General features: G+C 43.8%; 21 protein-coding genes. 6 read left to right on the forward strand and 15 right to left on the reverse strand.

Annotated elements, in window-relative coordinates; all coding sequences use genetic code 11:
* Window positions 1-178: 178 nt before the first annotated feature.
* Window positions 179-1,060 (forward strand): translation elongation factor Ts, encoded by an 882-nt coding sequence (tsf, locus tag ACHUET_RS02250; protein WP_394210272.1) that lies wholly within the window; start codon window positions 179-181, stop codon window positions 1,058-1,060.
* Between the two features lie 184 nt (window positions 1,061-1,244).
* Here tsf and ACHUET_RS02255 read toward each other — a convergent pair whose 3' ends face one another.
* The 4 genes from ACHUET_RS02255 to hflX all read right to left on the reverse strand — a co-directional run bounded on the left by ACHUET_RS02255 (window position 1,245) and on the right by hflX (window position 5,483).
* Window positions 1,245-2,054, reverse strand: coding sequence for a lytic transglycosylase domain-containing protein (locus ACHUET_RS02255; protein ID WP_394210274.1), 810 nt, complete (start codon window positions 2,052-2,054; stop codon window positions 1,245-1,247).
* Between the two features lie 505 nt (window positions 2,055-2,559).
* Window positions 2,560-3,249, reverse strand: a complete 690-nt coding sequence (locus ACHUET_RS02260; RefSeq protein WP_394210276.1) for an LrgB family protein — start codon at window positions 3,247-3,249, stop codon at window positions 2,560-2,562.
* 16 nt (window positions 3,250-3,265) lie between these two features.
* Window positions 3,266-3,700, reverse strand: coding sequence for a CidA/LrgA family protein (locus tag ACHUET_RS02265; RefSeq protein WP_394210277.1), 435 nt, complete (start codon window positions 3,698-3,700; stop codon window positions 3,266-3,268).
* 349 nt (window positions 3,701-4,049) lie between these two features.
* Window positions 4,050-5,483, reverse strand: a complete 1,434-nt coding sequence (hflX, locus tag ACHUET_RS02270; RefSeq protein WP_394210279.1) for a ribosome rescue GTPase HflX — start codon at window positions 5,481-5,483, stop codon at window positions 4,050-4,052.
* A 306-nt stretch (window positions 5,484-5,789) separates the two neighbouring features.
* On the opposite strand from hflX, the gene ACHUET_RS02275 reads away from it, so the two are divergent.
* Complete coding sequence (locus ACHUET_RS02275; RefSeq protein WP_201600441.1) at window positions 5,790-6,590, forward strand: lysophospholipid acyltransferase family protein; 801 nt, start codon at window positions 5,790-5,792, stop codon at window positions 6,588-6,590.
* Between the two features lie 133 nt (window positions 6,591-6,723).
* Here ACHUET_RS02275 and ACHUET_RS02280 read toward each other — a convergent pair whose 3' ends face one another.
* Both ACHUET_RS02280 and ACHUET_RS02285 read right to left on the reverse strand, forming a co-directional pair.
* Window positions 6,724-7,764, reverse strand: coding sequence for an aldo/keto reductase (locus ACHUET_RS02280; RefSeq protein ID WP_394210281.1), 1,041 nt, complete (start codon window positions 7,762-7,764; stop codon window positions 6,724-6,726).
* 48 nt (window positions 7,765-7,812) lie between these two features.
* Window positions 7,813-8,310 (reverse strand): FKBP-type peptidyl-prolyl cis-trans isomerase, encoded by a 498-nt coding sequence (locus ACHUET_RS02285; RefSeq protein ID WP_394210282.1) that lies wholly within the window; start codon window positions 8,308-8,310, stop codon window positions 7,813-7,815.
* Between the two features lie 283 nt (window positions 8,311-8,593).
* Between ACHUET_RS02285 and ACHUET_RS02290 the strand changes: the two genes are divergently transcribed.
* Both ACHUET_RS02290 and ACHUET_RS02295 read left to right on the forward strand, forming a co-directional pair.
* Entirely contained in the window at window positions 8,594-8,911 is a 318-nt protein-coding gene (locus ACHUET_RS02290) for a hypothetical protein (RefSeq protein WP_075107839.1), read from the forward strand.
* A 131-nt stretch (window positions 8,912-9,042) separates the two neighbouring features.
* Window positions 9,043-9,747 carry a DUF1294 domain-containing protein gene (locus ACHUET_RS02295; protein ID WP_394210284.1) on the forward strand — a complete coding sequence of 235 codons (705 nt, stop codon included), beginning with the start codon at window positions 9,043-9,045 and terminating at the stop codon, window positions 9,745-9,747.
* A gap of 153 nt (window positions 9,748-9,900) precedes the next feature.
* Here ACHUET_RS02295 and lspA read toward each other — a convergent pair whose 3' ends face one another.
* The 4 genes from lspA to ACHUET_RS02315 form a co-directional block, all read right to left on the reverse strand.
* A complete protein-coding gene (gene lspA, locus ACHUET_RS02300) occupies window positions 9,901-10,545 on the reverse strand; it encodes a signal peptidase II (RefSeq protein ID WP_394210286.1) in 645 nt (214 codons plus the stop codon).
* On the reverse strand, window positions 10,538-13,399 hold the full coding sequence (ileS, locus tag ACHUET_RS02305; RefSeq protein WP_394210288.1) for an isoleucine--tRNA ligase: 2,862 nt from the start codon (window positions 13,397-13,399) through the stop codon (window positions 10,538-10,540). Before ileS ends, lspA begins: the two co-directional genes overlap by 8 nt.
* A 448-nt stretch (window positions 13,400-13,847) precedes the next feature.
* Window positions 13,848-14,396 (reverse strand): protein disulfide oxidoreductase, encoded by a 549-nt coding sequence (locus ACHUET_RS02310; RefSeq protein ID WP_394210290.1) that lies wholly within the window; start codon window positions 14,394-14,396, stop codon window positions 13,848-13,850.
* Between the two features lie 136 nt (window positions 14,397-14,532).
* Window positions 14,533-16,170, reverse strand: a complete 1,638-nt coding sequence (locus tag ACHUET_RS02315; RefSeq protein WP_371533197.1) for a carbon-nitrogen hydrolase family protein — start codon at window positions 16,168-16,170, stop codon at window positions 14,533-14,535.
* Between the two features lie 542 nt (window positions 16,171-16,712).
* On the opposite strand from ACHUET_RS02315, the gene ACHUET_RS02320 reads away from it, so the two are divergent.
* Window positions 16,713-17,342, forward strand: coding sequence for a BLUF domain-containing protein (locus ACHUET_RS02320; protein WP_394210292.1), 630 nt, complete (start codon window positions 16,713-16,715; stop codon window positions 17,340-17,342).
* 116 nt (window positions 17,343-17,458) lie between these two features.
* On the opposite strand, the gene ACHUET_RS02325 is transcribed toward ACHUET_RS02320, so the two are convergent.
* A complete protein-coding gene (locus ACHUET_RS02325) occupies window positions 17,459-18,901 on the reverse strand; it encodes an FAD-binding oxidoreductase (RefSeq protein ID WP_394210294.1) in 1,443 nt (480 codons plus the stop codon).
* 334 nt (window positions 18,902-19,235) lie between these two features.
* On the opposite strand from ACHUET_RS02325, the gene serA reads away from it, so the two are divergent.
* On the forward strand, window positions 19,236-20,462 hold the full coding sequence (serA, locus tag ACHUET_RS02330; protein WP_394210296.1) for a phosphoglycerate dehydrogenase: 1,227 nt from the start codon (window positions 19,236-19,238) through the stop codon (window positions 20,460-20,462).
* A gap of 89 nt (window positions 20,463-20,551) precedes the next feature.
* Here serA and trhO read toward each other — a convergent pair whose 3' ends face one another.
* From trhO to metX, 4 genes are all read right to left on the reverse strand, one after another.
* Window positions 20,552-21,625 carry an oxygen-dependent tRNA uridine(34) hydroxylase TrhO gene (trhO, locus tag ACHUET_RS02335; RefSeq protein WP_394210298.1) on the reverse strand — a complete coding sequence of 358 codons (1,074 nt, stop codon included), beginning with the start codon at window positions 21,623-21,625 and terminating at the stop codon, window positions 20,552-20,554.
* Between the two features lie 269 nt (window positions 21,626-21,894).
* Complete coding sequence (locus ACHUET_RS02340) at window positions 21,895-22,476, reverse strand: tetratricopeptide repeat protein (RefSeq protein WP_201600408.1); 582 nt, start codon at window positions 22,474-22,476, stop codon at window positions 21,895-21,897.
* A 400-nt stretch (window positions 22,477-22,876) separates the two neighbouring features.
* Complete coding sequence (metW, locus tag ACHUET_RS02345; protein WP_075107829.1) at window positions 22,877-23,494, reverse strand: methionine biosynthesis protein MetW; 618 nt, start codon at window positions 23,492-23,494, stop codon at window positions 22,877-22,879.
* Window positions 23,491-24,843 (reverse strand): homoserine O-acetyltransferase MetX, encoded by a 1,353-nt coding sequence (metX, locus tag ACHUET_RS02350; protein ID WP_394210350.1) that lies wholly within the window; start codon window positions 24,841-24,843, stop codon window positions 23,491-23,493. Before metX ends, metW begins: the two co-directional genes overlap by 4 nt.
* Window positions 24,844-25,265: the final 422 nt, after the last annotated feature.

A 25,265-nucleotide genomic window follows, 5' to 3' on the forward strand; every position in this document is an offset into this window, starting at 1 on the left:
GAGTATTATCGTTCGTACTGGCTATAGCGCTATGTTTTCAAGATGTTATCTTTTTGACATCATTGATGGCTATATTAGTAATAACTCAAAATGAGCTGTCTTGCTAGATTTAAAGCAATATTAAGATATCGAATAGACATTAATTCCTCTTATACATAACTATACTAAGGTGACTCTTATGACAGAAGTAAAAGTATCTGCCAAAATGGTAAAAGAATTGCGTGACCGTACTGGTCTTGGCATGATGGAATGTAAAAAAGCGTTAGAAGAATCAAACGGTAATGTTGAAGTTGCCATTGATAACCTACGCAAATCTGGTCAAGCAAAAGCAGCTAAAAAAGCGGGTAACATCGCAGCTGATGGCGCTATCATCATCGCTCAAGGCGAAAATAAAGCATTCTTGTTAGAAGTTAACTGCCAAACTGACTTCGTTGCAAAAGACGATAGCTTCACTGCATTTGCAGAAAAAGTGGCTAACATTGCACTAGAAAACAACGTCACTGATGTGGCTGCTATCTCTGAATTGCCTTATGGCGATGGTCAGACTGTTGAAGAAGCACGTGTATCTCTAGTACAAAAAATCGGTGAGAACATTCAGGTTCGCCGTGTTGAAGTACTTGAAGGCGCTAATATCGCTGCATACCGTCATGGTCTACGTATCGGTGTAGTGGTTTCTTATGAAGGCGGCGACGCTGACACTGGTAAAAACCTTGCAATGCACATTGCAGCATTCAACCCTGTTGCTGTAGATGACGAAGATGTTGCTGCTGACGTATTGGCACGCGAAAAAGACATCATCGAAGCCAAAGCAAAAGAATCTGGCAAGCCTGACAACATCGTTGAAAAAATGATCGAAGGTGGCCTACGTAAGTACCTAGACGAAGTAACCTTGTTACGTCAGCCATATGTTATGGACAACGACAAAAAAGTTGGTGATGTCCTAAAAGCTGAAGGCGTAAAAGTACTTGGTTTCAAACGTCTAGAAGTTGGTGAAGGCATCGAGAAGAAGCAAGAAGATTTCGCTGCTGAAGTTGCTGCAACTCAGGCTGCTAACAAGTAAGAATTAAGTCATATTGGAAAATACTGTGAGTGCTAATTTAGTACTCACAGTTTGTCTTTATTACTGATGACCTATCACGATATAAAGCGTCCAAGTATGAAAAAGCCCGTTAAGAAATTAACGGGCTTTTTTATGTCTGGCTTTTTAGGTCGCCGGTCTATTTCATTTCTAGCTTAGCTCTGGCTTAGCGTAAAGCATCATAAGCTGAGTTAGCATAGCTGGCACTATTCACATTATTACTAGTACCGTAACTGACATTGCGTAACCCACTGTTAATGGTGCTACTCGTTTGATTGCTGGCACTCATACTAGCGCCAGATAGCCCAGCATCATTCTTATACAAGCTATGATAACGGCTCATGACTCTTTGTACATAATTACGGGTTTCTTTAAAAGGAGGGATACCGCCGTATTTATCGACGTTGCCTTCACCCGCATTGTAGCCAGCTACGGCATGTTCTACATTGTTGTTAAAACGGCGCATGAGCCAAGCGATATATTTGGCTGAGCCTTCAATATTGTCTGCAGGGTTCCAAGGGTTACTCACGTTAAAGCGACGAGCCGTCGCTGGCATTAACTGCATGAGGCCTTGCGCACCGACTGGTGAGCGAGCATTGGGATTGAAAGCGGATTCGGTATGCATCATTGCTTTCATAAGAGCAGGATCTACGCCATTACGTTCAGCAGAGGCACGAATGTAGCTGTCGTAAGCGTTGCGGCTACCACTATTGCTAGCGGCACTGCTACCATAGTCATTGCTACTATTACTGCCGTCATACATTTTAGAGTCTTTGTAATAAGTGACTTTAACTTTTTTAGTGAATTTATCAAAATTGCCACTAGGATTGACGTTGGTCAGTAGTACTTGTCCACCTTTGTCTTTATAGATATACATATTGCCAGCGTTGGCAGCAATAGAAAAAGTAGAGAGGGCAATCGCACTTAATAAAATAGGAGACAAACAGCGAGTAATCAAAGTAGCAGTATTTATCATAGTGTTATCACTTTTTATCGAATAATAGCAAATTGTTTTGCCTATAGACGCGTCATTTTACGCACTTAAGCGGTCATCGGGGTTGCAGGATTTTATAGCTCGTCATCGATATAGCGACCTAGCAAATACCACGTTTAACAAGAACCACTTGCAATAGATACAAAAAATAATAGTTGCTTACTATAACATATAATAACTTTTTGCCGCATCAGATTGACAAAATAAGTTGTAAAATCAAATTTTTATCGTTAAACAAACTCAGATAAATCAAAGTGCTATGTTTTTGGAGACTATTAACTGCCTGTTTATATCGGATGATAGGCAAGCACTCTTTTAATGCATACCTTATTTTAATTCTCTAAAATGCAAAAGTGGTGACAACGCTCGGATGAGCCAAATGTCATGTCTATTAGTCTCGTTACTGAGTAAGCAATAACAATAAAAATAATGATTGGAATAAGGAATCAGTGCTCAATCATCGATCGGAGTAGTAAGTGAAATCGGTCTAGATGCCTAACGCACCGATAAATACAGGTACCCAAACGGCAGTGACTAAACCATTGACTGCCAGTCCAAATGCCGCATATCGTCCTGCTGTATGGCTGATTTGCCACGCTTCTACTGTACCAAATGCGTGAGCCGCCAGCCCTAGCGCGAGACCTTTAGCCCGATCATCATCGATACCACGAAACAAAAAGCGCGCTAAAGTGCCACCGATGAGACCTGAAACGATAATAATCAGGTTAGCCATCGCTAATGGCGCTTTGATTAGGTCTGCGACACTGAGGCCAATGGGGGTAGTCACAGAACGAGTGGCAAAGGCGAGTATGGTATCGTGACTCAATGAAAATAGATAAGCCAAGGACATGGGTAGTAGGGCACCAATGACACTAGCAATAGCAACAATCAAAGAGAGCTTTTTGACAGGCAGTCCTTTGAAGTTCATTGCTGCTAGTGGTACCGCCAAAAGCACTGTGACATATCCTAATAGATGATCGAATACAGGCTTGGCTGCGCTGTAGTAGTTGTCGTAATCCCATTGCAATAAAAATAAGAAGACCAGTACCAAAACGAGCGCGGTAATTACCATCGGCAACCATGACAGCTTACGCGCCAACACACGTGCAATGACGTGTGCTGCTAAGGTTAGGAGTACGGCTGCTAAGGTCGCCATAAATACGCTGTCAAAAGTCATAATATCTCTCCGCAGCTCACGGCTGTTCCTTTTGCTGATTGGTCGTGCCGCTGTCGGCATTGGCATCTTGATTCAACCAGCGATTGGCCAGTAGCGCGAGTCCCCACATCGGTATGAGCGTACTTACTATCATTGTGACCATCACGCCCAACAGCTCATCTCCTAGCGCAAATAGCAGTAAACCTGCACCCGCTGAGACGGGCAGAAATGCAAAACCACTATCGACGAGCAGGGTATTACTGGCTTGAGTGAGCCAGTTAGGCAACCCTTTGAGCAATCGCCATATCATCAAGATAACAAACATCGCCACCAAACCAACAATATTGGCGGCTTTTTCGATACCTGCCAACTGACAAAGAACCACAGCCGTCTCTCGGACAACGATAACCATGGTCAACGTTAAAATTAACGAAATCCATAGCGGGAGATGGGAGGAGTGAGTAGGCTTCATAAGCAGTGTGGCCAAGTCAGATATAGGTAATGAGTTTATAAAAACGAGTGGGCGATAGCATCAATAATATGACGTGAAAAATAATATTATGAACGCTGATAATAGACAGTAGAGACATTTCAACTTTTGAGTGGCGAGTATCACCTATCAATATTTGTTGAATGTATAACCGTTGATTATATAGAGAGTAAGCTTACTAATAAAGCTTGTAGACACATCCAAAAAAATAGACGATATCGATTGATACCGTCTATGCTATTTTAACCTACTGTATAAAAGATTGCTGTCTAACAATATGAATCAAACGTTTACTTATCTATTGACGCAAACAATCGTTTTTCAACAGCGACTATTTTTCAGAATCAGCGGTTTGTGAATTGAGCGCATTGAATTCGTCAAACGCTCTTTCTTCTTCTGCCGTCATCGTCGGCTCTTCAACCTCATGTTCGTCAGGCTGCTCAAATTCCTCAAGTACTGGCATCAGTAATGTTGCTTGTGCAAGCGGTAATACATCGGTAGGCTTGAGATTGGCTTGTCCAAGTAGTTGTCTTAGTCTATCGCTTGGCAAGCGAATGGTTAAGCACTCATGACCGCTATCATCATAGCTTTCTTCTTCAATAACACCGAGCTCGTACAAGGTATTTTTTAACTGTCCTGCATGGTAGGGTAGCGTCAGATCAAAAGTGGTCAATGTGCCAGTCAATAACTGCTGCACGGCTAATGACAACTCTTCTATACCTAAGTTCTCTCTAGAAGACACATAGACGCGGTTAGGTTGACCTTCGCTAGCATAACCAACACGTGCAGGCTCATCAGTCAAATCAATCTTATTATAGACATTGAGCACTGGCACATCGTTATCAATTTCAGCAAGTACCTCTTTGACCGCCTGGATTTGCTCGTGCATATCTTCACTAGAAGAATCGATGACGTGTAATAATAAGTCCGCCTCTAACGTCTCTTCTAGCGTTGCATGAAAGGATTCAACCAATTCATGCGGCAAATGACGGACAAAACCTACGGTATCAACCAAGACTACACGTCCCACACCTTGCCAGTCTAAGCGGCGTAGCGTTGGATCGAGTGTCGCAAATAGCTTATCAGCTGCGTAGATGTTTTCATCCACCAAGCGATTGAATAAAGTGGATTTGCCCGCATTGGTATAACCAACCAGTGAGATAGTCGGTACGTCTGATTTTTGGCGACGGGCTCGACCTTGCGCACGAGTCTGTCTGACTTTCTCAATTCTACTTTTGAGCTGCATGACGCGCACTTGTAGCAAACGACGATCGGTCTCAAGCTGGGTTTCGCCGGGTCCACGTAGACCAATACCCCCTTTTTGACGCTCCAAATGCGTCCAACCACGGACCAAACGTGTCGATAAATGGTTCAGCTGAGCCAGCTCTACTTGTAGCTTACCTTCGTAAGTACGAGCACGCTGCGCGAAAATGTCTAAAATCAAACCAGTACGATCCAGTACACGGCACTTCACCAGCGCTTCGATGTTACGCTCTTGTGATGGCGATAAATTATGATTGAACAGTACGATATCTGCATCATGCTCGCGCACCAGTTCTGCAATTTCTTCTGCTTTGCCGCTACCAACGAAATATCTGGCATCAGGGCGTGCACGTGAGCCTGTGACCAGTGCCAAGCGATCAGCACCTGCTGAATCTGCTAGTAGTTCAAACTCGCCTAGATCGTCAGGATCTTGAATCTGGCGAATGTCTAAATGTACAATAATGGCGCGCTCGCCACCTTCATGTCTTTCAAAATAATCCAAAGAGTATCACCTATTTAATAAAGTAAATATATCGCTATTATCAGTTCAGTATACTTTGATATAGCGTTCATATGATTGTTTATATGTGGTCTTATCACTTGATATTAAAGGGTATGAGCACAATTAGCGATGGTTTTATGTTACAGCGATGACTGAGATTAATTTTTTATAAATCTGCTTTATTGCCCGTTTGTATAAAAGTCAGCATTCACTGAGTGAACACCCTATCACTGAACGTGTGAACTTTGTTATACTGGGCTCGTTTTTTGACTATTAAACACCCGTTATTTAATCATGAGGGCGAAGATGAGCCAAGCTAAATCAAGCTTTTCACTCAGACAGCAGCTAGGACGCGGCAAGCAAATCGCTGGTATGACCACGACCATGGTCGGCGGTATACGTGCGGCAAAGCGTATCGGTGCATTCAAACAGCCACCACGCGAAAAACTGCCACGCTATATTCAGACGTTTTGTCGCAAGATGGCAGGCTCATTTGGGGTAAAGGTCGTTGAAGTCGAACCCGTAGAGCAACATCACGGCTTGTGGGTGTCAAACCATGTATCATGGATGGATATTCCTGTCGTTGGTACTGTAAGTCCAGCGTTCTTTTTATCCAAAGCTGAGATTGGTGAGTGGCCTGTATTCGGTAAGCTCGCGCATGCGGCAGGCACGCTTTTCATTGAGCGCGGCTCCGGTGATGCAGGTTCCGTATCCTCACAAATTGCTGATTTCTTAGCCAAAGGTTTTTCGGTGATTTTCTTCCCTGAGGCGACCACCACTAGTGGCAAAAAAATCAAGCGTATTCATGGGACATTGCTCCAGTCAGCGATAGATGCTGATGTGCCTGTTAGACCTATTGTTATTGCCTATGTCGATAAAGATGGCACGCTCAGTGACGCGCTACCATATTATGGCAAGATGACAATGAAGGACAGCATGAAAAAAGTGCTCGATAGCAAAGACGTCACCGCGTATGTATTGCCACTGGCGCCGCTAGATCCAAAAGGCTGTACCAAAAGCGAGCTGACTAATTTGTTGCAAGCACGTATGCAAGAAGGGTTAGCAGAGTTACATTCACGAGTACTTCGTGTACCCGTTGAAGATTGATTATCTATAGTTAAACTAGCTTAGTGAATAAAAAGGCGCAAATCGTGAGTTATATGACTGCGATTTGCGCCTTTTTTTTGTGTCTATAATAAATGCGAGTGCATCAATTTATAGATAGCTGATCTAGAACTAACTAAGGGGATGGGTTGGGATGCTGCGCGTGTACCGCTTCAATCGCTTCCAATACATCTGCCGTTAGCTCCACATTGACACTATCGATGTTCGATTTGAGCTGTTCGGTCGTCGTCGCGCCAATGATATTACTGGTGACAAAGTGACGTGAATTGACAAAAGCCAATGACATTTGCGCCATGTCCAACCCAGCATCAGCGGCGATCTTGGCATATTGCTCGGTCGCTGATACCGCTTGCTCATTGGTGTAACGGGCAAAGCGATCATACATCGTCAAGCGTGCGCCATCTGGACGCTTGCCATCGAGGTATTTACCAGACAACACGCCAAAACCAAGTGGCGAGTAAGCAAGTAGCCCGACGTTTTCGCGATGTGCTATCTCAGCCATGCCAACTTCGTATAAACGGTTCAGCAGACTATATGGGTTTTGCACCGTGATAGGGGCGATCAAGCCGTTTTTGTCCGCTTCCCATAGGTAGTGCATGAGTCCCCATGCCGTATCGTTTGATAAACCATAAGCACGAATACGACCTTTTTTGATTTCATCATTTAATGTTTGAATGGTCTCTAAAAATGGCGTTAAGTCATCTACTGACTGTGCTGCCATCTCTTCCGTATAACCGCGCTGACCAAAAAAATTCGCTTGACGCTCAGGCCAATGTAACTGGTAAATATCGATATAATCGGTTTGTAAGCGCTCAAGGTTGCCATCAATAGCGCTACTGATGTGTTCAGCATTAAATCGTGTTTGCCCATCACGCAAAAAATCCATCGGTGATATTTTGCTGGCAAGAATGACTTTGTCACGTTGTTTGGTTTTATCAAACCAAGTGCCCATAAACCGCTCGGTATCCCCTTGTTTGTCTTTGTCTGGCGGTGATGGGTACATCTCGGCAGTATCCCAAAAGTTCACGCCCTCGGAGAGAGCCATGTCCATTTGCTCATGTGCTTGAGCTTCGGTATTTTGCTGGCCCCATGTCATCGTACCTAGACAGATCTTAGATACTTTTTCATCGAGCTGCGGTAGCGTTGTATATTGCATTCGATTGTCCTTTTTAGTTTTTTTATTGTGGATTGTGCGTTTGGGCAACTACATAAGTTGTATACCAGTGACGCCAGGTGGTGTGACCTTAAAGATTTTTACTTTGAATAGCACGTCTTGCCCAGCAAGCGGATGATTGAAGTCCACTTCGACTTGGTTGTCATCGATGGCACTGATCGTACCAGGCAAGGTGTTTTTACCTTTGTCTTCGAATTCAACCATCATACCGACTTCTGGATTATCAGCGACGAGCGCAAACTGAGGGCGGCTAAAGTGTTGGATGTTTTCAGGATTCCATTCGCCAAAAGCTTGCTCTGGCTCAAGGTGAGCGGTACGAGTGTCACCGGCGCGTAGGTTCATCAATACTTGCTCAAAACCAGGTAACAAGCTCTCATCACCGATAGTCAAAGATACGGGCGCATCACGACTAAACGTTGAGTCAATGACAGTACCGTTTTCTAGTGATACTTCGAAGTGTAGCTTAACAAGGCTACCGTAAGCGATACGCGTGTCTTCGTTTGGATTAATAAATTGAGATTGGGTCATAATGGCTATTTCTTTTATAAATTATAGTTGATACGTTAGTATTTTCAGCTGTATTTTTAGTAGACAAATAGTCTAGCATAGTCACTATATTACATGCTGTTATATCAGAGAGTAGTATAAAAACGTAGATAGGAAAATCTTAAAAACCGACTAAAATTCAATTTTTTCTGTCAAAAGGTAAATTTAAGTTGACTTAAGTTTCTAAAATGTATATAAATGTTTACGCTTCGTTAACAAGCCATTTATATCTAATTGTATTTAATTTAACAACTTTGAGATGACTATGAAAAAAGCTATTTTGGTAATTGGTGTATTTGCATTATTAGCACAAGGTTGTGCGACTCCACATGTCGTACAGACTAAGAAAGTAAGTGATGTTAATTTATCATGCCAACAAATTCTTGGCGAAATTGAAGAAGCTGAACAGTTTGAAAAAGAAGCACGTGCTGAACGTAAAGTGACTGGCAAAAATGTAGCTGCTGCCGTATTATTCTGGCCTGCATTGATCGGCACTTACTCTAATACGGAAGAGGCGATCGAAGCAGCTAAAGAACGCCGTGAGAACTTAAATAAACTTTATGAGCAGAAAAAATGTAGCTAATGTTATGTCAAAAATATAACAAGTAGTAGGATAAAAAAGCTGAGAATATTTTCTCAGCTTTTTTTATGGTAAAAGTAATCCTTTATAATCGATACTATTAAATCAGCTACTCACCTGAGTACGATTATGTTATGACTATATTTGTTTTATTTCAAAATGATTATGAGAAGGTAGGTATGGATAATCGGCAACAAGGCACTGTCAAAAAATGGCAGGACGATAAAGGGTTTGGCTTCATTGAAACTGAGACAGGTGAGTCTGTTTTCTTTCATGTGAGTGAGTTTAGAGCGCAGCGCCGTCCTGATGTTGGCGAGCAAGTCGTCTTTAGTATTGGGCAAGATGCAGAAGGGCGCAGGCAGGCCAAACAAGTACAAGAACTTGGTTTTGTGCAGCAAAAAATGGCACGAAAGAACCAGCAAATCCGTCAGCGCAACCAGAAACGCAGCCATCAGGCAGAGTTTGAAGCAGGACAAAAAAAACGCTCGTTTCTTGGACTGGCTTTTTATGGTGTCTTAATTTTATTAGCAGCAACAGATAAACTGAGTTGGCTAGTGATCGGTTGGTATATAGTATTAGGAATTATCACTTATGGGATGTATGCTAAAGACAAAGCTGCTGCCCAAAGTGGCGACTGGCGTACACCTGAGTCTACATTGCATATACTAAGCGCGCTTGGCGGTTGGGTAGGGGCGCTATTGGCTCAGACGTATCTGCGGCACAAATCACAAAAGCCTGAGTTTCGTGTCACCTATTATTTGACCGTTGTCATTAATATGGCAGGGTTATTGTTTTTATTGGCAGGTGGTGGGCTAGAGACTTTGACAAACTTATTATGATGTTTTCTATAAAAACGATACAGATACCGCAATGATTAGTAGCATCGACATATATAGCAATAAATAAAATAGAAGACAAAAAAAGGTGAGTTACGACTGAGTAACCCACCTTTTTTATTTATAAATTCAATTAACATCTCTATCTATAGACGGTTATGACCGTGGCATTTCACGCTTTTTTTCCAAAAAAAGCATATCGATGACAATCAGTACAACCCCGAGAGAAATCCCAATATCTGCGATATTAAAAATCGGATAATGCCAAACATCGGCATAATGCACATGGATAAAGTCAATCACATGACCATGTAGCAAGCGATCGATTAAGTTACCAAGCGCACCGCCCAATACCATGGCAAGACCAAGTGATAATAGAGTAGCTTTGCGAGGCGCTTTGAGCAAATAGATAATCAAAAACAGCGACATGAGTAATGCCAGTCCTGAAAAAAACCACTTTTGCCAACCGCCAGCATCTGCCAAAAAGCTAAATGCTGCGCCATAATTATAAGCGAGTGTCCAATTAAGAAATGGCTCGATCACTGGCACTGGATCATGAAAGGTCAGCTTGGTTTCTGCCAGCCACTTGGTCCACTGATCTATGACAATGATAATCAGCGCCAGCGCATACCACATAAAAGCACGACTACCGTTAGCTACCATTTTTGGTGTCTTAGTCAGGCGACTTCTGGGTGTGGTCGAGCTACCTGTAGTCGCATGAGCAGGCTGAGGCGAATGATCAACCTCAGCTTGCGACGGTTTATTATGCTGGCTGTCAGGTGTATCCGTTGGGTTAGGCATAATGGCGCACCTCGCCGTCGCCACTGACGTTGGTCACGCAGCGCCCGCAAATTTCAGGGTGCGCGCTATCTGTGCCGATGTCATCACGGATATGCCAGCAGCGTACGCATTTAGTACCAGTGGCAGCGCTCACATCAACGACTAAGTCGACGACTTCTTCTGCACTCTCTGCGTTTGCATCGTCTGTCTGTTTGATGCTATCAGCAGGTGCTTCACTCATTGGCTTTAGTTCTGCGTTACTAGTGATGAGTACAAAGCGCAGTTCTTCATCAAGCTTGGCTAGACTTTCATACATGGCACCGTCAGCGTATAGGCTTACATCAGCAGATAAGTTGGCATTGATGATTTTTTCGCCACGTGCAGTTTCGATATGCTTGTTTACCATATCTTTGGCAAACATAATACGCTGCCAGTCATCATTGCTGATGGCGCTTAGTTCAAATGCTGGGAACTCGTACCACTCTTGAGTAAACACGTAGCCGCCTTTATCAGCCTCACGTTGGTTCAGCACTTCCCAAGCCTCTTGCGCCGTGAACGATAGGATTGGTGTGATCCAGCGAATCAGTGCATGAGTGATATGGTAGATGGCCGTCTGTGCAGAACGACGCGGCTGGCCATCCGCCTGCGTGGTGTACTGACGATCTTTAATGATATCTAAATAGAAGCTACCCAAGTCTTGTGAGCAAAACGCCGTCACATGCTGAGTGACTTGGTGAAAGTCCATCGCATCATAAGCGCTCATGATTTGCGCTTGTACGGTTTGCGCGCGCTCGATGATGAATTTATCAAGGCTGACCAATTCATTGATATCAATGCTGTCAGTCGCTGGATCAAAGTCGTCAGTATTGGCAAGTAAAAAGCGTAGTGTATTACGGATACGGCGATATTGATCTATTGCACCTTTGAATGACGCTTTACCGGCGCTCATCTCATAACGATAATCGCTAGACGCAATCCATAGGCGTAGCATATCAGCGCCTGTTTTATTGATCTCTTCTTGCGGCGTGATGATATTACCCAGTGACTTACTCATCTTGCGACCGTTTTCATCGACCACAAAGCCATGGGTCAATACTTGCTTAAACGGTGGGCGCTCATACATGGCTTCTGACGTCAGTAATGACGTCTGGAACCAGCCGCGATGCTGGTCAGAACCTTCTAAATACATGTCAGCTGGATTGGTCAATTCATCGCGCTGCTCAAGTACGGCGAAATGCGTCGTGCCTGAGTCGAACCACACGTCTAACGTATCGGTTGCTTTGTCATAGTAAGCTGCTTCACTACCTAAGAAGTCTTCACAGCTGGCATCAAACCATGCCTCAACACCGCCTTTAGCAATTTTCTGCGCGGCAGTTTCCATCAGCTCAAGCGTGTTTGGATGCAGCTCACCTGTTTCTTTGTGGGTAAAGAATGTAATTGGCACGCCCCACGTACGTTGACGTGAGATACACCAGTCAGGGCGACCCGTCATCATCGCTTCGATGCGGTTTTGTCCCCACGCTGGCGTCCAATTCACTTTTGGAATATCCGCAAGCGCGCGAGCACGTAAGCCTTTGGTTTCCATATTGATAAACCACTGAGGCGTAGCACGGAAAATAATCGGCGACTTATGACGCCAGCAATGCGGATAGCTGTGCTCAATCTTGGTATGGCTGACCAAATGACCATTGTCATTAAGCTCAGCAATGATTTTCGGGTTGGCTTTATAGATATGCTCACCGGCAAATACGGCCGCACTGTCTAAATAAACGCCTGTACCGCTTACTGGGTTTTCCACAGGTAAGTTGTATTTTAGACCCACGATATAATCGTCTAGACCGTGACCGGGTGCGGTATGCACCAAACCAGTACCACTATCGGTGGTGACGTGATCGCCCAAGATGAGCGGCACTTGACGGTCTTCAATCAGTGGATGCTGCGCGCTCAAACCTTCAAGCTCACTGCCTGATATAGTCGCTAATATGCCATTATTTTCTAGTTTGAGTTCGTTCAAGGCCGTCTCTACAAGATCAGCTGCTAGTAGCAAGTTGCCTTTTTCGGTCGCAACCACGCTATAGTTATGCTCAGGATGGACTGAGATTGCTTGGTTAGCAGGCAGTGTCCATGGCGTAGTCGTCCAGATAACGGCAGCGATGTTGTCTGCGATTTCAGCCAATGCGGCTACTTTGTCCGTACCGAGCACATCAAAGCTGACATAGATCGCGTCAGAGACTTTGTCTTGGTACTCGACTTCAGCTTCTGCGAGAGCTGAGCTACAGTCCAAGCACCAGTTGACTGGCTTCATGCCGCGAGTCACATGACCATTGTCATAGATCTTGGCAAGCGCGCGTACGATGTTAGCTTCTTGATGGAAGTTCATGGTCAGATAAGGGTTGTCCCAATCACCGAATACGCCTAGACGCTTAAAGTCTGCTTTTTGCAGTTCAATCTGCGTGCTGGCATATTCGCGGCATAGACCACGGAATTCGGTAGCAGACACTTTTTGACCCACTTTACCGACCTTGGCTTCGACTTTTTGTTCGATTGGTAGACCATGACAGTCCCAACCAGGGACATAAGGTGCATCAAATCCTGACAAGGTTTTTGATTTTACAATAATGTCTTTTAGTACTTTATTGACCGCGTGACCCAAGTGAATCTGACCGTTGGCGTATGGAGGGCCATCGTGCAAAATATACTTAGTCGCACCAGTACGCGCCTGACGAATTTTACCGTACACGTCATCCGCTTCCCAAGCAGCCAACCAATCTGGCTCGCGTTTGGCAAGGTTTGCGCGCATTGCAAATGGTGTATCCGCAAGGTTCAGCGTGTCTTTGTAATCTTGGCTTGGTGTGTCAGTGCTTTTATCAGTCATAGAAGGTATCTTTTTAAAAGGTAGGTTTGTGTGTCGGTTAAAACCGGATACAAGGCTCGATGTTCAATGTAGTTCAATATAGTACTGAGTGTCACGCGGTATTGATAATGCTTAATTACTAATAGTAGGTATATTGCTCATGATAATCGGTTTATCAACCATCATGTCAATAAATACTCATTTTCGCTCATTGGTCCGCAAATAGTTACGTCAATAATAAATGGTAACGAGACGATTGCAACAGAAAATATGCTAGTAAAATAATTCAAAAAAATATTTAGATCGGCAGCTATTATATGACAAAAAGGGTAGGGTAAAAAGAGCTGTACGAGGTCAGCCCAATTTTGTCCAATATCAATCGTTTATCTACGTCATATATCATTGGTGAAGACATAGCTATAATCTCTTTACACAATGATTTATTGAAACATAAAGTACGACTCAAGTGCTAAAAAACAGATGCTAACCATAAGCGCAGCTTCAATGACCATAATGGCTGAATCCCTGTTAGCCCTTGTGTCATCTCGCCATTCTCTAATACCACATAGGATGGTGTGACTTGTCCTTGCCAATCTGTAAAGATATCACCTTCTTGGTCATTTATCGTGGTGAAGTCAAACTGATGTTGATCGAGGTAGCTGAGTAACTCTTGGTTTGAGCCTGATTGTACGGCAATAGTGACAACGGGATAGTTATCTGCAGCTAGTTTATTGATGGTGGGTGAGGTAAAACTACAGACGGAACACCACGTACCCCAGAAGTATACCAGCATCGGCCGCTCATGACTCATTGCCGCCAAGTTGATAGTTTGCCCTTGGTAATCGGTCAGTTGCAACTGAGGGTTGGCAGGCATGACAGGTTGTCGCCACCAATTGACTGCGCTATAGATTACGACAAACATTAGAGCGTATAGCGCAACCGTTTTAAGTAGCGAAATTATCTTCTGCTTTGGCTGTTTTTTTGACTTTATGTTTTTTTGATCCAGATCAGTCGTCATTGCGTTGGCTTTTTATTTGAGATATTTTCATTGAGCAAAAATTTGACAGGTATCAGATAAAAATAAACGGCTGAGATTCAGCCGTTTCATTTATAAAGTTTACTCTTAAGTCATTATATCAAGCGCGCACAACTAACTATGGCTTTTGCGCACGATTCTGTAATGGATCACCGATAAGCACACTGCCTGAGTTTTCACGGCGTTCTTCGTCACTTAATTTGCTTGCAGGAATTTTGGATTTACGTTTCCATTTTAAGCTAAATAAGTCATCACGGCGGTCAATCAAGTTATGTACTGAGCCTTCGTGACGAACGTGAGTCAGCTTGTCTAAGTTCACATCTGAGAAAAACACCATCTCGGTATTGGCGGTGGTTTCTGCCATGATGGCATCATGCGGGAAGGCAAAGTCTGACGGTGAAAAAATCGACGACTGTGCGTACTGAATATCTAAACTTTCGACTTGTGGCAAGTTACCTACCGAGCCGCAGATCATCACATAGCACTCGTTTTCAATCGCACGTGCTTGAGCACAGTGACGCACACGCAAATAGCCGTTTTTGGTATCTGTCCAGAAAGGCACGAACAAAATATCCATATCATCAAGTGCTAACAGGCGCGCAAGTTCAGGGAACTCAACGTCATAACAGACCAAGATACCGATACGACCAGCATCAGTATCAAATACTTTGACCTCGTCACCACCTTCGATGACCCAAGCGCTACGCTCATGCGGCGTGATGTGGATTTTACGTTGCTCATCAACCGTACCATCACGGCGACATAAGTAGCTGACATTGTATAAGGTATCGTCTTCGTCTAATAAAGGCATAGAGCCTGTAATGACGTTGACGTTATAACTGACGGCCAAATGCGAAATCTCATTTTTGAACCATTCGGTATAACCTGCCAAAAAGCGGATAGCGATATTTTGATCGGTTTCTTCGCATAGACCCATCAATGGTGCATTAAAGAACTCTGGCAAACAGGCAAAGTCTGAGTTGTAATCAGCCATGATATCAACGAAAAACTCGACCTGCTGTAGTAGCTCTTCAGGAGACTCAACTTCGCGCATTTGCCACTGGATACCACCAATACGTACCTCAGATTTGCGCGTATTGGGCTTATAGTCTTTTGGCTCATAGTAGATATTTGACCACTCAAGCAAAGTGGCAAACCCTTTAGATTGTTTGTCATCTGGTAGGTAAGCGGTCAAGATACGCTTGACGATAAACCCGTTTGACAACTGAAAAGACAATGCAGAGTCGTGAATTTCGCGGCTCTCAACAGCGTCAATATATTCGCCTGGGCTCAAGTCTTGGTGGTTGTGGTAGTTAGGAATGCGGCCACCAGCCAAAATAGCGCGGTAGTTTAACTGACGGCACAGCTCTTTGCGGGCGTCATAAAGACGACGACCGAGACGATAGCCACGATATTCAGGATCAATTAATGCGTCTAGACCATAGATAGCGTCGCCTTCAGGGTTGTCCCTAATGATTTCTTTTTGCCCAATCAAATCATCATAGGTATGCGGATTAGAAAATTTGGCATAATCAACACGCATGGACAGTACAATACCAATCAATTGATCATGGTCAAACATCGCAATCTGACCTTCAGGAAACGCATCAATCAAGGTATGAATGGTTGTTTTAGACCAAGCACCACCTAAGTTTGCATAGACACGGTCCATCAGTGCTTTTAATTGGGGGTAGTCTTTTTTCTTGATCTCAGCGATTGTGAGGTGAAGGTCATCTAATTTTTCAATTTTGCTCATAATATTCCTGTGTTAAATCTCTACTAAATGTGATGATATTTGATACGACAGTATTAAAGGGGTAAGTGACGCAAGTTTTTGCACAAAAAAGCAATAAAAATATTCCAATATGAGAATATTGCCGTTACAATAAATATTGTCGTGTTTACAATAGGTTATGGTGAGATTCTATCTCATTTCGAACACGAGTTTTGATGTTTACCTTGGTCGAAGCAGTGCTCAATTGACGAAAAATCGATGTATTAAGGATCATCATCGTGGTCGATATAATGCTAACACTTATTAAGTTACTTGGAAGAGCTGGATAAGCGGTTTCTCATATATTAAGTTGGATTAACCTTATATTTTCTTGTATCGACCTTATATACTGTCAGCGCCCTTTAGTTTGTTCATCATCATAGCAAGCTGTATGAGTAATAACAGTCTCAGGTAGTAAATATTTGCTACGTTTTTGTGAGTCAATATCTTCATTTACTTCAGGCATAGTATCGTTTTGCTTGTCATATTTAGCCGTATTTGTTCGGCTGTAGGATCGTTTTATTATGCCCTTAACTCGTAGCAATAGAATCAAGCAATGGGATGAAATAGAAGAGTCATCATTGGTTCAGCTGGTCTATGTCAGTACGTTGACCATTGCGTCACGTCTAAACACCTCTATATTTGAGGATGTAGAGGCTCATGCTCGCGATTATAATGAGCAGCACGGCATTACCGGTACATTATGTTATGGCAATGGTCAGTTTTTGCAGTGCATCGAAGGCGAACAGAGACATGTATTTGCGCTACAAGAACGTATTTTCGCTGATAGCCGTCACAAAAACGTTGAAATATTATTATTACAAGAGATTGATCATCGTAGTTTTACTGATTGGCGCATGCGTCTGCTGTTTTTGGAGCGCTGGCTATGGTCGCCTGCAACCAAAGAGCAAGCAGCGCAGCTTTCACCGTTTTTGCCATTTGCGCCGCACGGCTGGTCACCTGATCGTACTGAGCAGTTTTTGCAAATTATCAAAAATTTCGATACCCCACCACATATCAAAGCAGCGGGCATTACTTACAATGCGTTAGGCAATATGTTCCGTCATATCGCGGCACCGCATCAAGCATTTTTGATTATTCAAGGATTTTTGAGTGTCTTGCTAGTTGTGGCGCTGGTACTGTTATATATATAAATCATGTTCTTTTAAACGTAAATTTTGGTTTTCCAAATATAAAGTTGCAAACATAAAAAAGACGCTAAACTTTGAGTTTAGCGTCTTTTTTTTGAGATAAATCGTTAGCCTACCAATCACATATCAAAAATCTTGCCACGATTCATAATGTTGTTTGGATCAAACACCTTCTTGACCTCTCGCAAGTAATCGATCTCAGCCTCACTACGGCTATATTGCAGATACGGCTTCTTCGTCATACCCACCCCATGCTCAGCAGACACCGACCCGCCATATTTTTGTACCGTCTCAAACACATGCTTATTCACTACCTGACACTCGGCAAAGAAATCATCCTTACTCATGTTCTCAGGCTTTAAGATATTCAGATGTAGATTACCGTCACCGATATGACCGAACCAGCACACCTCAAAGTCAGGATAGTTACTGCTGACAATCGCATCAATCTCTGCGATAAAGTCTGGTACATGACTGATCAGCACGGACACGTCGTTCTTATAAGGAGTGAACACAGAAATGGTCTCTGAGATATACTCGCGCAGTTTCCACAGCTCAGCCGCTTGACTAAGGCTTTGACTCATCACTCCATCAACGACCCAGCCTTCTTCCATACACTGCTCAAAGATGGTCATGGCTTTGTCCATGATTGGCTCATAGGGCGCTTCAAACTCTAGTAAGGTATAAAACTTGGTACGTGACTCAAATGGCTCTTGTACTTGACCATGTGCCATCAGTTTATCAATCGCCACGTCATCAAAAAACTCAAAGGCAGTCAAATCAATCTGCGCTTGAAAGGCTGATAAGACGTTCATGACGTCACTAAAGTTGTCCATACCCAGCACCATGACGTTTAAGTCTTGTGGCTGACGCTCAAGTTTGATTTGCGCATGAGTGACAAGACCAAGGGTACCTTCAGCACCGATAAAGAGTTGACGCAAGTCGTAGCCGGTGGCGTTTTTAACCATACCGCGGTTGAGATGCAAGATGTCACCTTTACCCGTAACGACCGTTAGTCCCATGATCCATTGACGGGTCATGCCATAACGGATGACTTTGATGCCGCCAGCATTGGTGCCGATGTTACCGCCCATTTGACTAGAGCCTGCTGAGGCAAAGTCGACAGGATAGTAGAGGTCTTTGGTTTCAGCGAACTGTTGCAGCTGTTCGGTAATGACACCCGCTTCAATCTCGACGATGCGGTCAGCTGGATAGAACTGGCCAATCTGGTTCATTTTATCCATGCTAACGACAATCTCACCATTGGCAGCAACCGCGCCTGCAGAGAGTCCGGTACGACCACCACTAGGCGTTAGGACGACGTTATGCTCATTAGCAAGCAGGACAATCGATTGAACTTGTTCGGTGGTCTTTGGAAAGACGATGGCTGAGGCTGCGGGTGCGAAATGTTTGGTCCAGTCTTTACCCCAGTGCTCTAAGCTCTCTGCGTCGGTTTTGATTTGGGCGAGATCAAATTGATGGTTATCAGTCAGCGTGCTTAGGATCGTTTGCACAGCGTTGGTATGGGCTTGGGAGGTGGACTGTTCGGTAGTTAGCGTCATGGTCAAATCTCAATATTAGCGTAAGCACGATGTTGGGACTGTTTATTATATAGCGAAATGACTATAAATTCAGTGAGGAGTCGGCTCGTGATGGCAATAAGTGGGTGATAGTTTCTAAATAAAAAATGAGACAAATAATAAAAAGTGGTTTGTTTGATTTCAAACCGAATGATTCACTATAGCATAAAAATTTTTCAGGCTTGATAATCAATAATTCATCTAATCTGCTAACATCGGCGTCAAATTTTGTGTAAGATATCGGGACTGTTTTCGTTTCATCCATCACAGATTATCCAACAGGTAATCTTATAAAAAATTATAGGACAGTTCTCATATGGCGTTATCACTACAAAAAGACAAAATCCGGTTTTTATTGCTTGAAGGTCTACATGACAATGCCCTAAAAGTATTGGAAGGCGCTGGTTATCACAACATCGAGAATATCAGTCATGCGTTAGACAAAGAAGAGCTGATCGAAAAGATCAAAGATGCTCACTTTATTGGTATTCGTTCGCGTACTCAATTGACGCGCGATGTACTTGAGCATGCAAACAAACTTATCGGCATTGGTTGCTTTTGTATTGGTACCAACCAAGTCGATCTAGATGCCGCTCGTGACTTAGGTATTCCTGTCTTTAATGCGCCATTCTCGAATACCCGTTCGGTGGCTGAGCTGGTATTAGCCGAAGCGATCATGCTATACCGCGGTATCCCTGAAAAGAACGCAACTGTACATCGCGGCGGCTGGGGTAAGTCTGCGACTAACTCACACGAAGTGCGCGGCAAAACCATCGGTATCGTCGGTTATGGTTCTATCGGCTCGCAGTTGTCTGTGCTAGCAGAAAGCTTTGGTATGAAAGTCATCTATCATGATGCTGTGACCAAATTGCCACTAGGTAACGCGGTACAAGTTGGTAGCTTAGAAGAGCTACTATCAACGGCTGACATCGTGACGTTGCATGTGCCTGATGTGCCAAGCACCCGCTATATGATGAAAGCGGAGCAGTTCGCTCAGATGAAAGAAGGCAGCTACTTTATCAATGCGGCTCGCGGTACGTGTGTCGAGATTGATGATCTAGCGGCAGCAATTGAGTCTGGTAAAATCTTGGGCGCGGCGGTTGATGTATTCCCGAAAGAGCCAAAATCAGCTGACGAAGAGTTTGAATCACCACTACGTAAGTTTGATAATGTGATTTTGACGCCGCATATCGGTGGATCAACGCAAGAAGCGCAAGCGAATATTGGCCTTGAAGTCGCAGATAAGTTCGTCAGATACTCTGACCAAGGTGATACGGCGACGGCGGTAAACTTCCCAGAAGTCTCTATCCCGTTCAAAGAAAACTCGCATCGTCTGCTACATATCCACAAAAACGTGCCAGGCGTACTGTCTCAGATCAACCGTCTGTTTGCTGAAGCAGGGATTAACATCCTAGCTCAGAGCCTGATGACAGAAGGGGATGTTGGTTATCTCGTGATGGATGTCGACTACAATGATTCGACCGCTGCACTCGATCAATTAAAAGATGTAGAAGAGACTATCCGCGTACGTATCTTATTTTAATTGGTACGAATAGCTGATATAAAAAAGAGAGGCTCTATTCATTAGAGCCTCTCTTTTTTTACTTCTTTTTTATTGTACTAATGCTAAGTTTAATTGGCTTTAGCGTTGTTTGCAGCTTCTGCTTGTAGACGAGCTTCCGTCTTAGCGGCTTTGCGTTTTTCTATGACATCCATCACGTCACTACCAATATGAGCTTCACCGCGCTTTTTCGCTAGCTGCATTTGATGCTCACGCTCACGGAATCTTGCTTTTTGCTCATCGGTTGCTTTGTCGATACAGTGTGGGCAGGATTCGCCTTTGATATAGGCTGGGCTTTGCATGTCATCGCTAGTGATCGGCATACGGCAAGCAAAACACTGCTCGTAGTTGCCTTTTTCTAAGTTGTGATTGACCGATACGCGGTTATCAAACACAAAGCAATCACCTTGCCACATAGAGTCACTGGCTGGGACTTCTTCTAGGTATTTTAGGATGCCACCTTCTAAATGATAAACTTCTTCAAACCCTTGCTCGCGTAGATAGGCAGTCGACTTCTCGCAGCGGATACCACCCGTACAGAACATGGCGACTTTTTTATGCTTGGTTGGATCCAGCTCTTTTGAGACGTATTCTGGAAACTCGCGGAAGGTCTCAGTGTTTGGATTGACGGCATTTTGGAACGTACCGATTTGCACTTCGTAATCATTACGTGTATCGATCAGGGTCACTTCAGGATCTGAGATCAATGCGTTCCATTCGCTAGGCTTCACATAGCGACCGACCGATTGTAGTGGGTCGATGTTTTCTACGCCCATGGTAACGATTTCTTTTTTTAGCTTTACTTTGGTGCGATAGAACGGCTGGGCGTCGGTATAAGATTCTTTAAACGTAAACGTACCAATGGCTTCAATACTGCGTAGGTAGTCAAGGATAGTGTCGATGCCTTGACGCGTGCCAGAAATCGTACCGTTAATGCCTTCGCTTGCAAGCAACAATGTGCCTTTGACATCGTTATCTAACATCGCATTCAAAATTGGCTCACGATACTGCTCAAAGTCAGTGAAGCGCGTGAATTTATAAAGTGCGGCAACAACGATATTGTTAGTGACGCTATCGTAGGCGGGGGCTGATTGATTGTCAGTTATCACTGTTTCTTTGATATTACTATCTTGAGTTGTGCTCATGTCTTTCTCCTGCTGGCTAGGTCGCAAACCTAGTGCGTTGGGTTTAAAGTATTTGATAATTTAATAACATTAACATAATTGTGGAATTGGCTAATGTGCGCGTAGTGTAGCAAATTTTGGCAGGGTTTTGAATAGCTTAAAAGATGTCGCTTGAGACTAAAGAAAAAATCAGTGATTTGTTTACACGATAAAAAACAAAAAAGCCCAGTAAAATACTGAGCCTTTCTATATTCACTGCGTAAGCGTTATTCACTGCGTAAGCGTTTGGTTTACTTACTCTGGAACCAAGTATCTGCTTTATTGCGGGCACTAGCGATATCTGCACTGGATAAGTTCAATGCCAATTGGCCGATTTTACCACGTGCCTTGTTACGAACTTTTTCATCGAGCATGCCATCACGGGCAGCTAAGTCATACCATTTATAGGCATCAACCAGATTTTTTTGTTTTTCATCTAACAATGCAAGTGTGTAACTGGCACGGTTGTCGCCACGCATCGCGGCTTTTTCTAGCCAAAGACGCGCTTGTTGCAAGTTAGGTTGTACACCTTCACCGCGTAAATACATGATAGCAAGGTTTAACTGAGCAGGAGCAACCCCTTGTTGAGCGGCTTTGGTGTACCACTGGATTGCTTGTTGAGTATTTTGAGCAATACCTTCGCCTTTTTGCAAGCGCTTGGCTAGATAAAATTGAGCATGATCGTTACCTTGGGCAGCACGGCTAGACAGCTCGCTCACAGGCATCAGTTCAAAACGTGAGGTATCAAGCGGTACGTTTGATATTAACTCAGCATTGGCCAAACCAGCACAAGAAAATAATGCAGTAAACAACGCAGCTTTTAATAATTTCATAGCAGCTCCAAAATTAGGCAGTTAATAAGCAAAAATTGTACCGCTAAGCATTGTCTCGCTAAAGACAGTTAGACGGCGATAACAATTAGGTGACATCTTGGGATATGAACTTACCTAATCATCAGCAATAGAGTTTTTAATTTTGTATTATCGATTTGGCCCTAACTGATTAGACAAACGGTCGTAATAGTGGGGTAATTGACAACATTTTGCTAGCTTAACACCCAAACTTACGAAACTCAAATACTAATTACAAGATTTAATAGCTGCTTATACCTGATTGTCCCCAGTAAAATCATAGAGTTACTATAAGACAATCATTAGTTAACAATTTGCTAAGATAAAAGGTTCAGCAATAACGGTCATTTTGTCCTTTTAAGCAAAAATCAAATATCTGACATTACTTCGTTTTTTTCTTTGTCACTCGATAGATAGCGACATCTGCGAGTAAATTGGGTGCCTGTCTAATCAGTGCCGTCATCAGTGGGGAATGACCTTTATCAGAGTCGCTTACCGCAAAGCGATTGACGATATGAATATCATGCTGCGCACACAATTGCTCAAAGTCTTTAAAGGTGCATAGATGAATATTGGGGGTGTTGTACCATTCATAAGGCAGTGCCTCAGATACAGGCATCATCCCTTTAAGTCCTAAATGAAGACGGTTTTGCCAATGGGCAAAGTTAGGGAAGGTGATGATCGCCTCTCGAGCGACGCGCAGCATATCAAGTAGCAGCACATCAGGGGATTTTACCGCTTGTAGCGCGCGTGCCATGACCACGGTATCAAAGCTGTTATCGGCAAAGCGTGCCAAGCCATCATTCAGGTCTTGCTCAACAATCGACAAGCCGTTACCAATGGCTTCGTTGATTTTATCTTCATCAATCTCAAGTCCGTATCCAGTGACGCCTAGCTTCTGCTGTAAGTGCGCAAGTAGCTCGCCATTACCGCAGCCCAAATCCAGTACATGTGCTTGCGGCGCGATCCAGCGCTCTGCCAGTTGGTGATCCATTCTCATGAGCGCTCTCCTATAGCTGGGCGATGATGGGTAATAAATGGCGCTGTCAAAAATCCTTCAACTGCACCCATGTAACGAGGAATATCAAATAAGAAAGAGTCATGTCCATGTGGCGCATCAATATTGATATAGCTAACAGGTTTGCCCGTTGCCATCAGTGCATCGACGATTTCTTGCGAGCGTTCTGGTGCAAAGCGCCAATCGGTGGTGAATGACACGACCAAATATTGGCATTGTGTATGGGCAAAGGCTGCTTTGAGCGCAGAAAGCTCTTGTTGACGATCAGACTCAATGTCTTCAATCGTCGCTACCGCATCTTCTAATTCATTCTGCGCATTGGCTTTGCTAGACTCGACTGACGCTGCGATAGAATTTTCTAATGGCACGGCTGACTCTGTAGTATCTTTGGCTACCGCTGATGAGTAGTCACGCGTCGGGTCGAAATAATCTAGCGCCTTGGTCATGAGTAGATAAGTATTGGCATCGAAATTTTCGCTGAAGCGCTCACCTTGATAACGCAGATAGCTCTCAACCTGAAACTCGACATCATAGCCATACATGAACTTGCCAGATTTTAAATCACGGCCAAACTTGGCTTTCATCGCATCATCAGTCAGATACGTAATATGACCGACCATCCGTGCCAAGATGAGGCCGCGACGAGGGTAGGTACCAGCTTGTATATATCGTCCATCCTTAAAATCAGGATCGGACAATATCGATTGACGTGCGACTTCGTTAAAAGCAATATTTTGCGCAGATAGCTTCGGCGTACTGGCAATCACCACACAGCGTTTTAGCCTGTCTGGATAATCTACAGACCATTGCAGCGCTTGCATGCCACCCATTGAGCCGCCAACGATGGCATGCCAAACATCGATGCCAAGACGATCTGAGAGCATGGCTTGGGTTTTTACCCAGTCTTTAATCGTGATAAGCGGAAAGTCAGGGCCATAGACTTGTGGCTCACTGTTATGATTTGCACTGCTATCGCTTGAATCGATACTGTCATCTGAACTAATGCTATCGGGATTAATGGTTGTAGGCCCTGTTGAGCCAAAACAGCTACCGATATTGTTGACGCACACCACGTAAAAGCGATTGGTATCGATGGCTTTGTTGGGACCAATCATATTGTCCCACCAGCCCGCTTTTTTGTCATCAACGCTATGAAAGCCAGCCGCGTGATGGTTGCCCGATAACGCATGACAGATCAAAATGGCATTTGATTTATCACTATTGAGCGTGCCGTAAGTCTCTACCATCAAGTCAAACGAGGGCAGGGTACGGTTACATTCTAAGGTCAATGGCTCAGCAAAATGGAATTTTTGTGGCGTAACTACACCCACAGATCCAGCAGCAGTATTGGCTGAGCTGTTTACGTGAGTTTGAGAATTAGGGGACTGGTCACTGGTATTATCAGAGCGTGCGTTCAAAGCTACCTCGCAAGACAACAATCATCAATAAAATAAGAGCAAAATAGGAAGGTGTTGACAGACTACTTTGCCTACACCGTTTTTATAAACTGGGCTTGCCTATTGTATGGTGATGCGCGTAGGAGTACAACCGCCGAGCAGGTCTTTTAAACGCCGTTTTTATCGCGCTAAATAGTAAAGGGTAAATAATAGAAGATTGGCGACTGCGTATCAAATTGTACAAGTACGCTTTTGCCATGCGTGATTCATGGATAAAATGCTACACTAATGCGGTGTTTATTCAATGATGTCTTAACAATCCTGCATCTTACATTGCACCTCATGTTGTGACATCG

It is taken from the genome of Psychrobacter piscatorii, from assembly GCF_043641605.1.
Taxonomy (GTDB): Bacteria; Pseudomonadota; Gammaproteobacteria; order Pseudomonadales; family Moraxellaceae; genus Psychrobacter; species Psychrobacter piscatorii_C.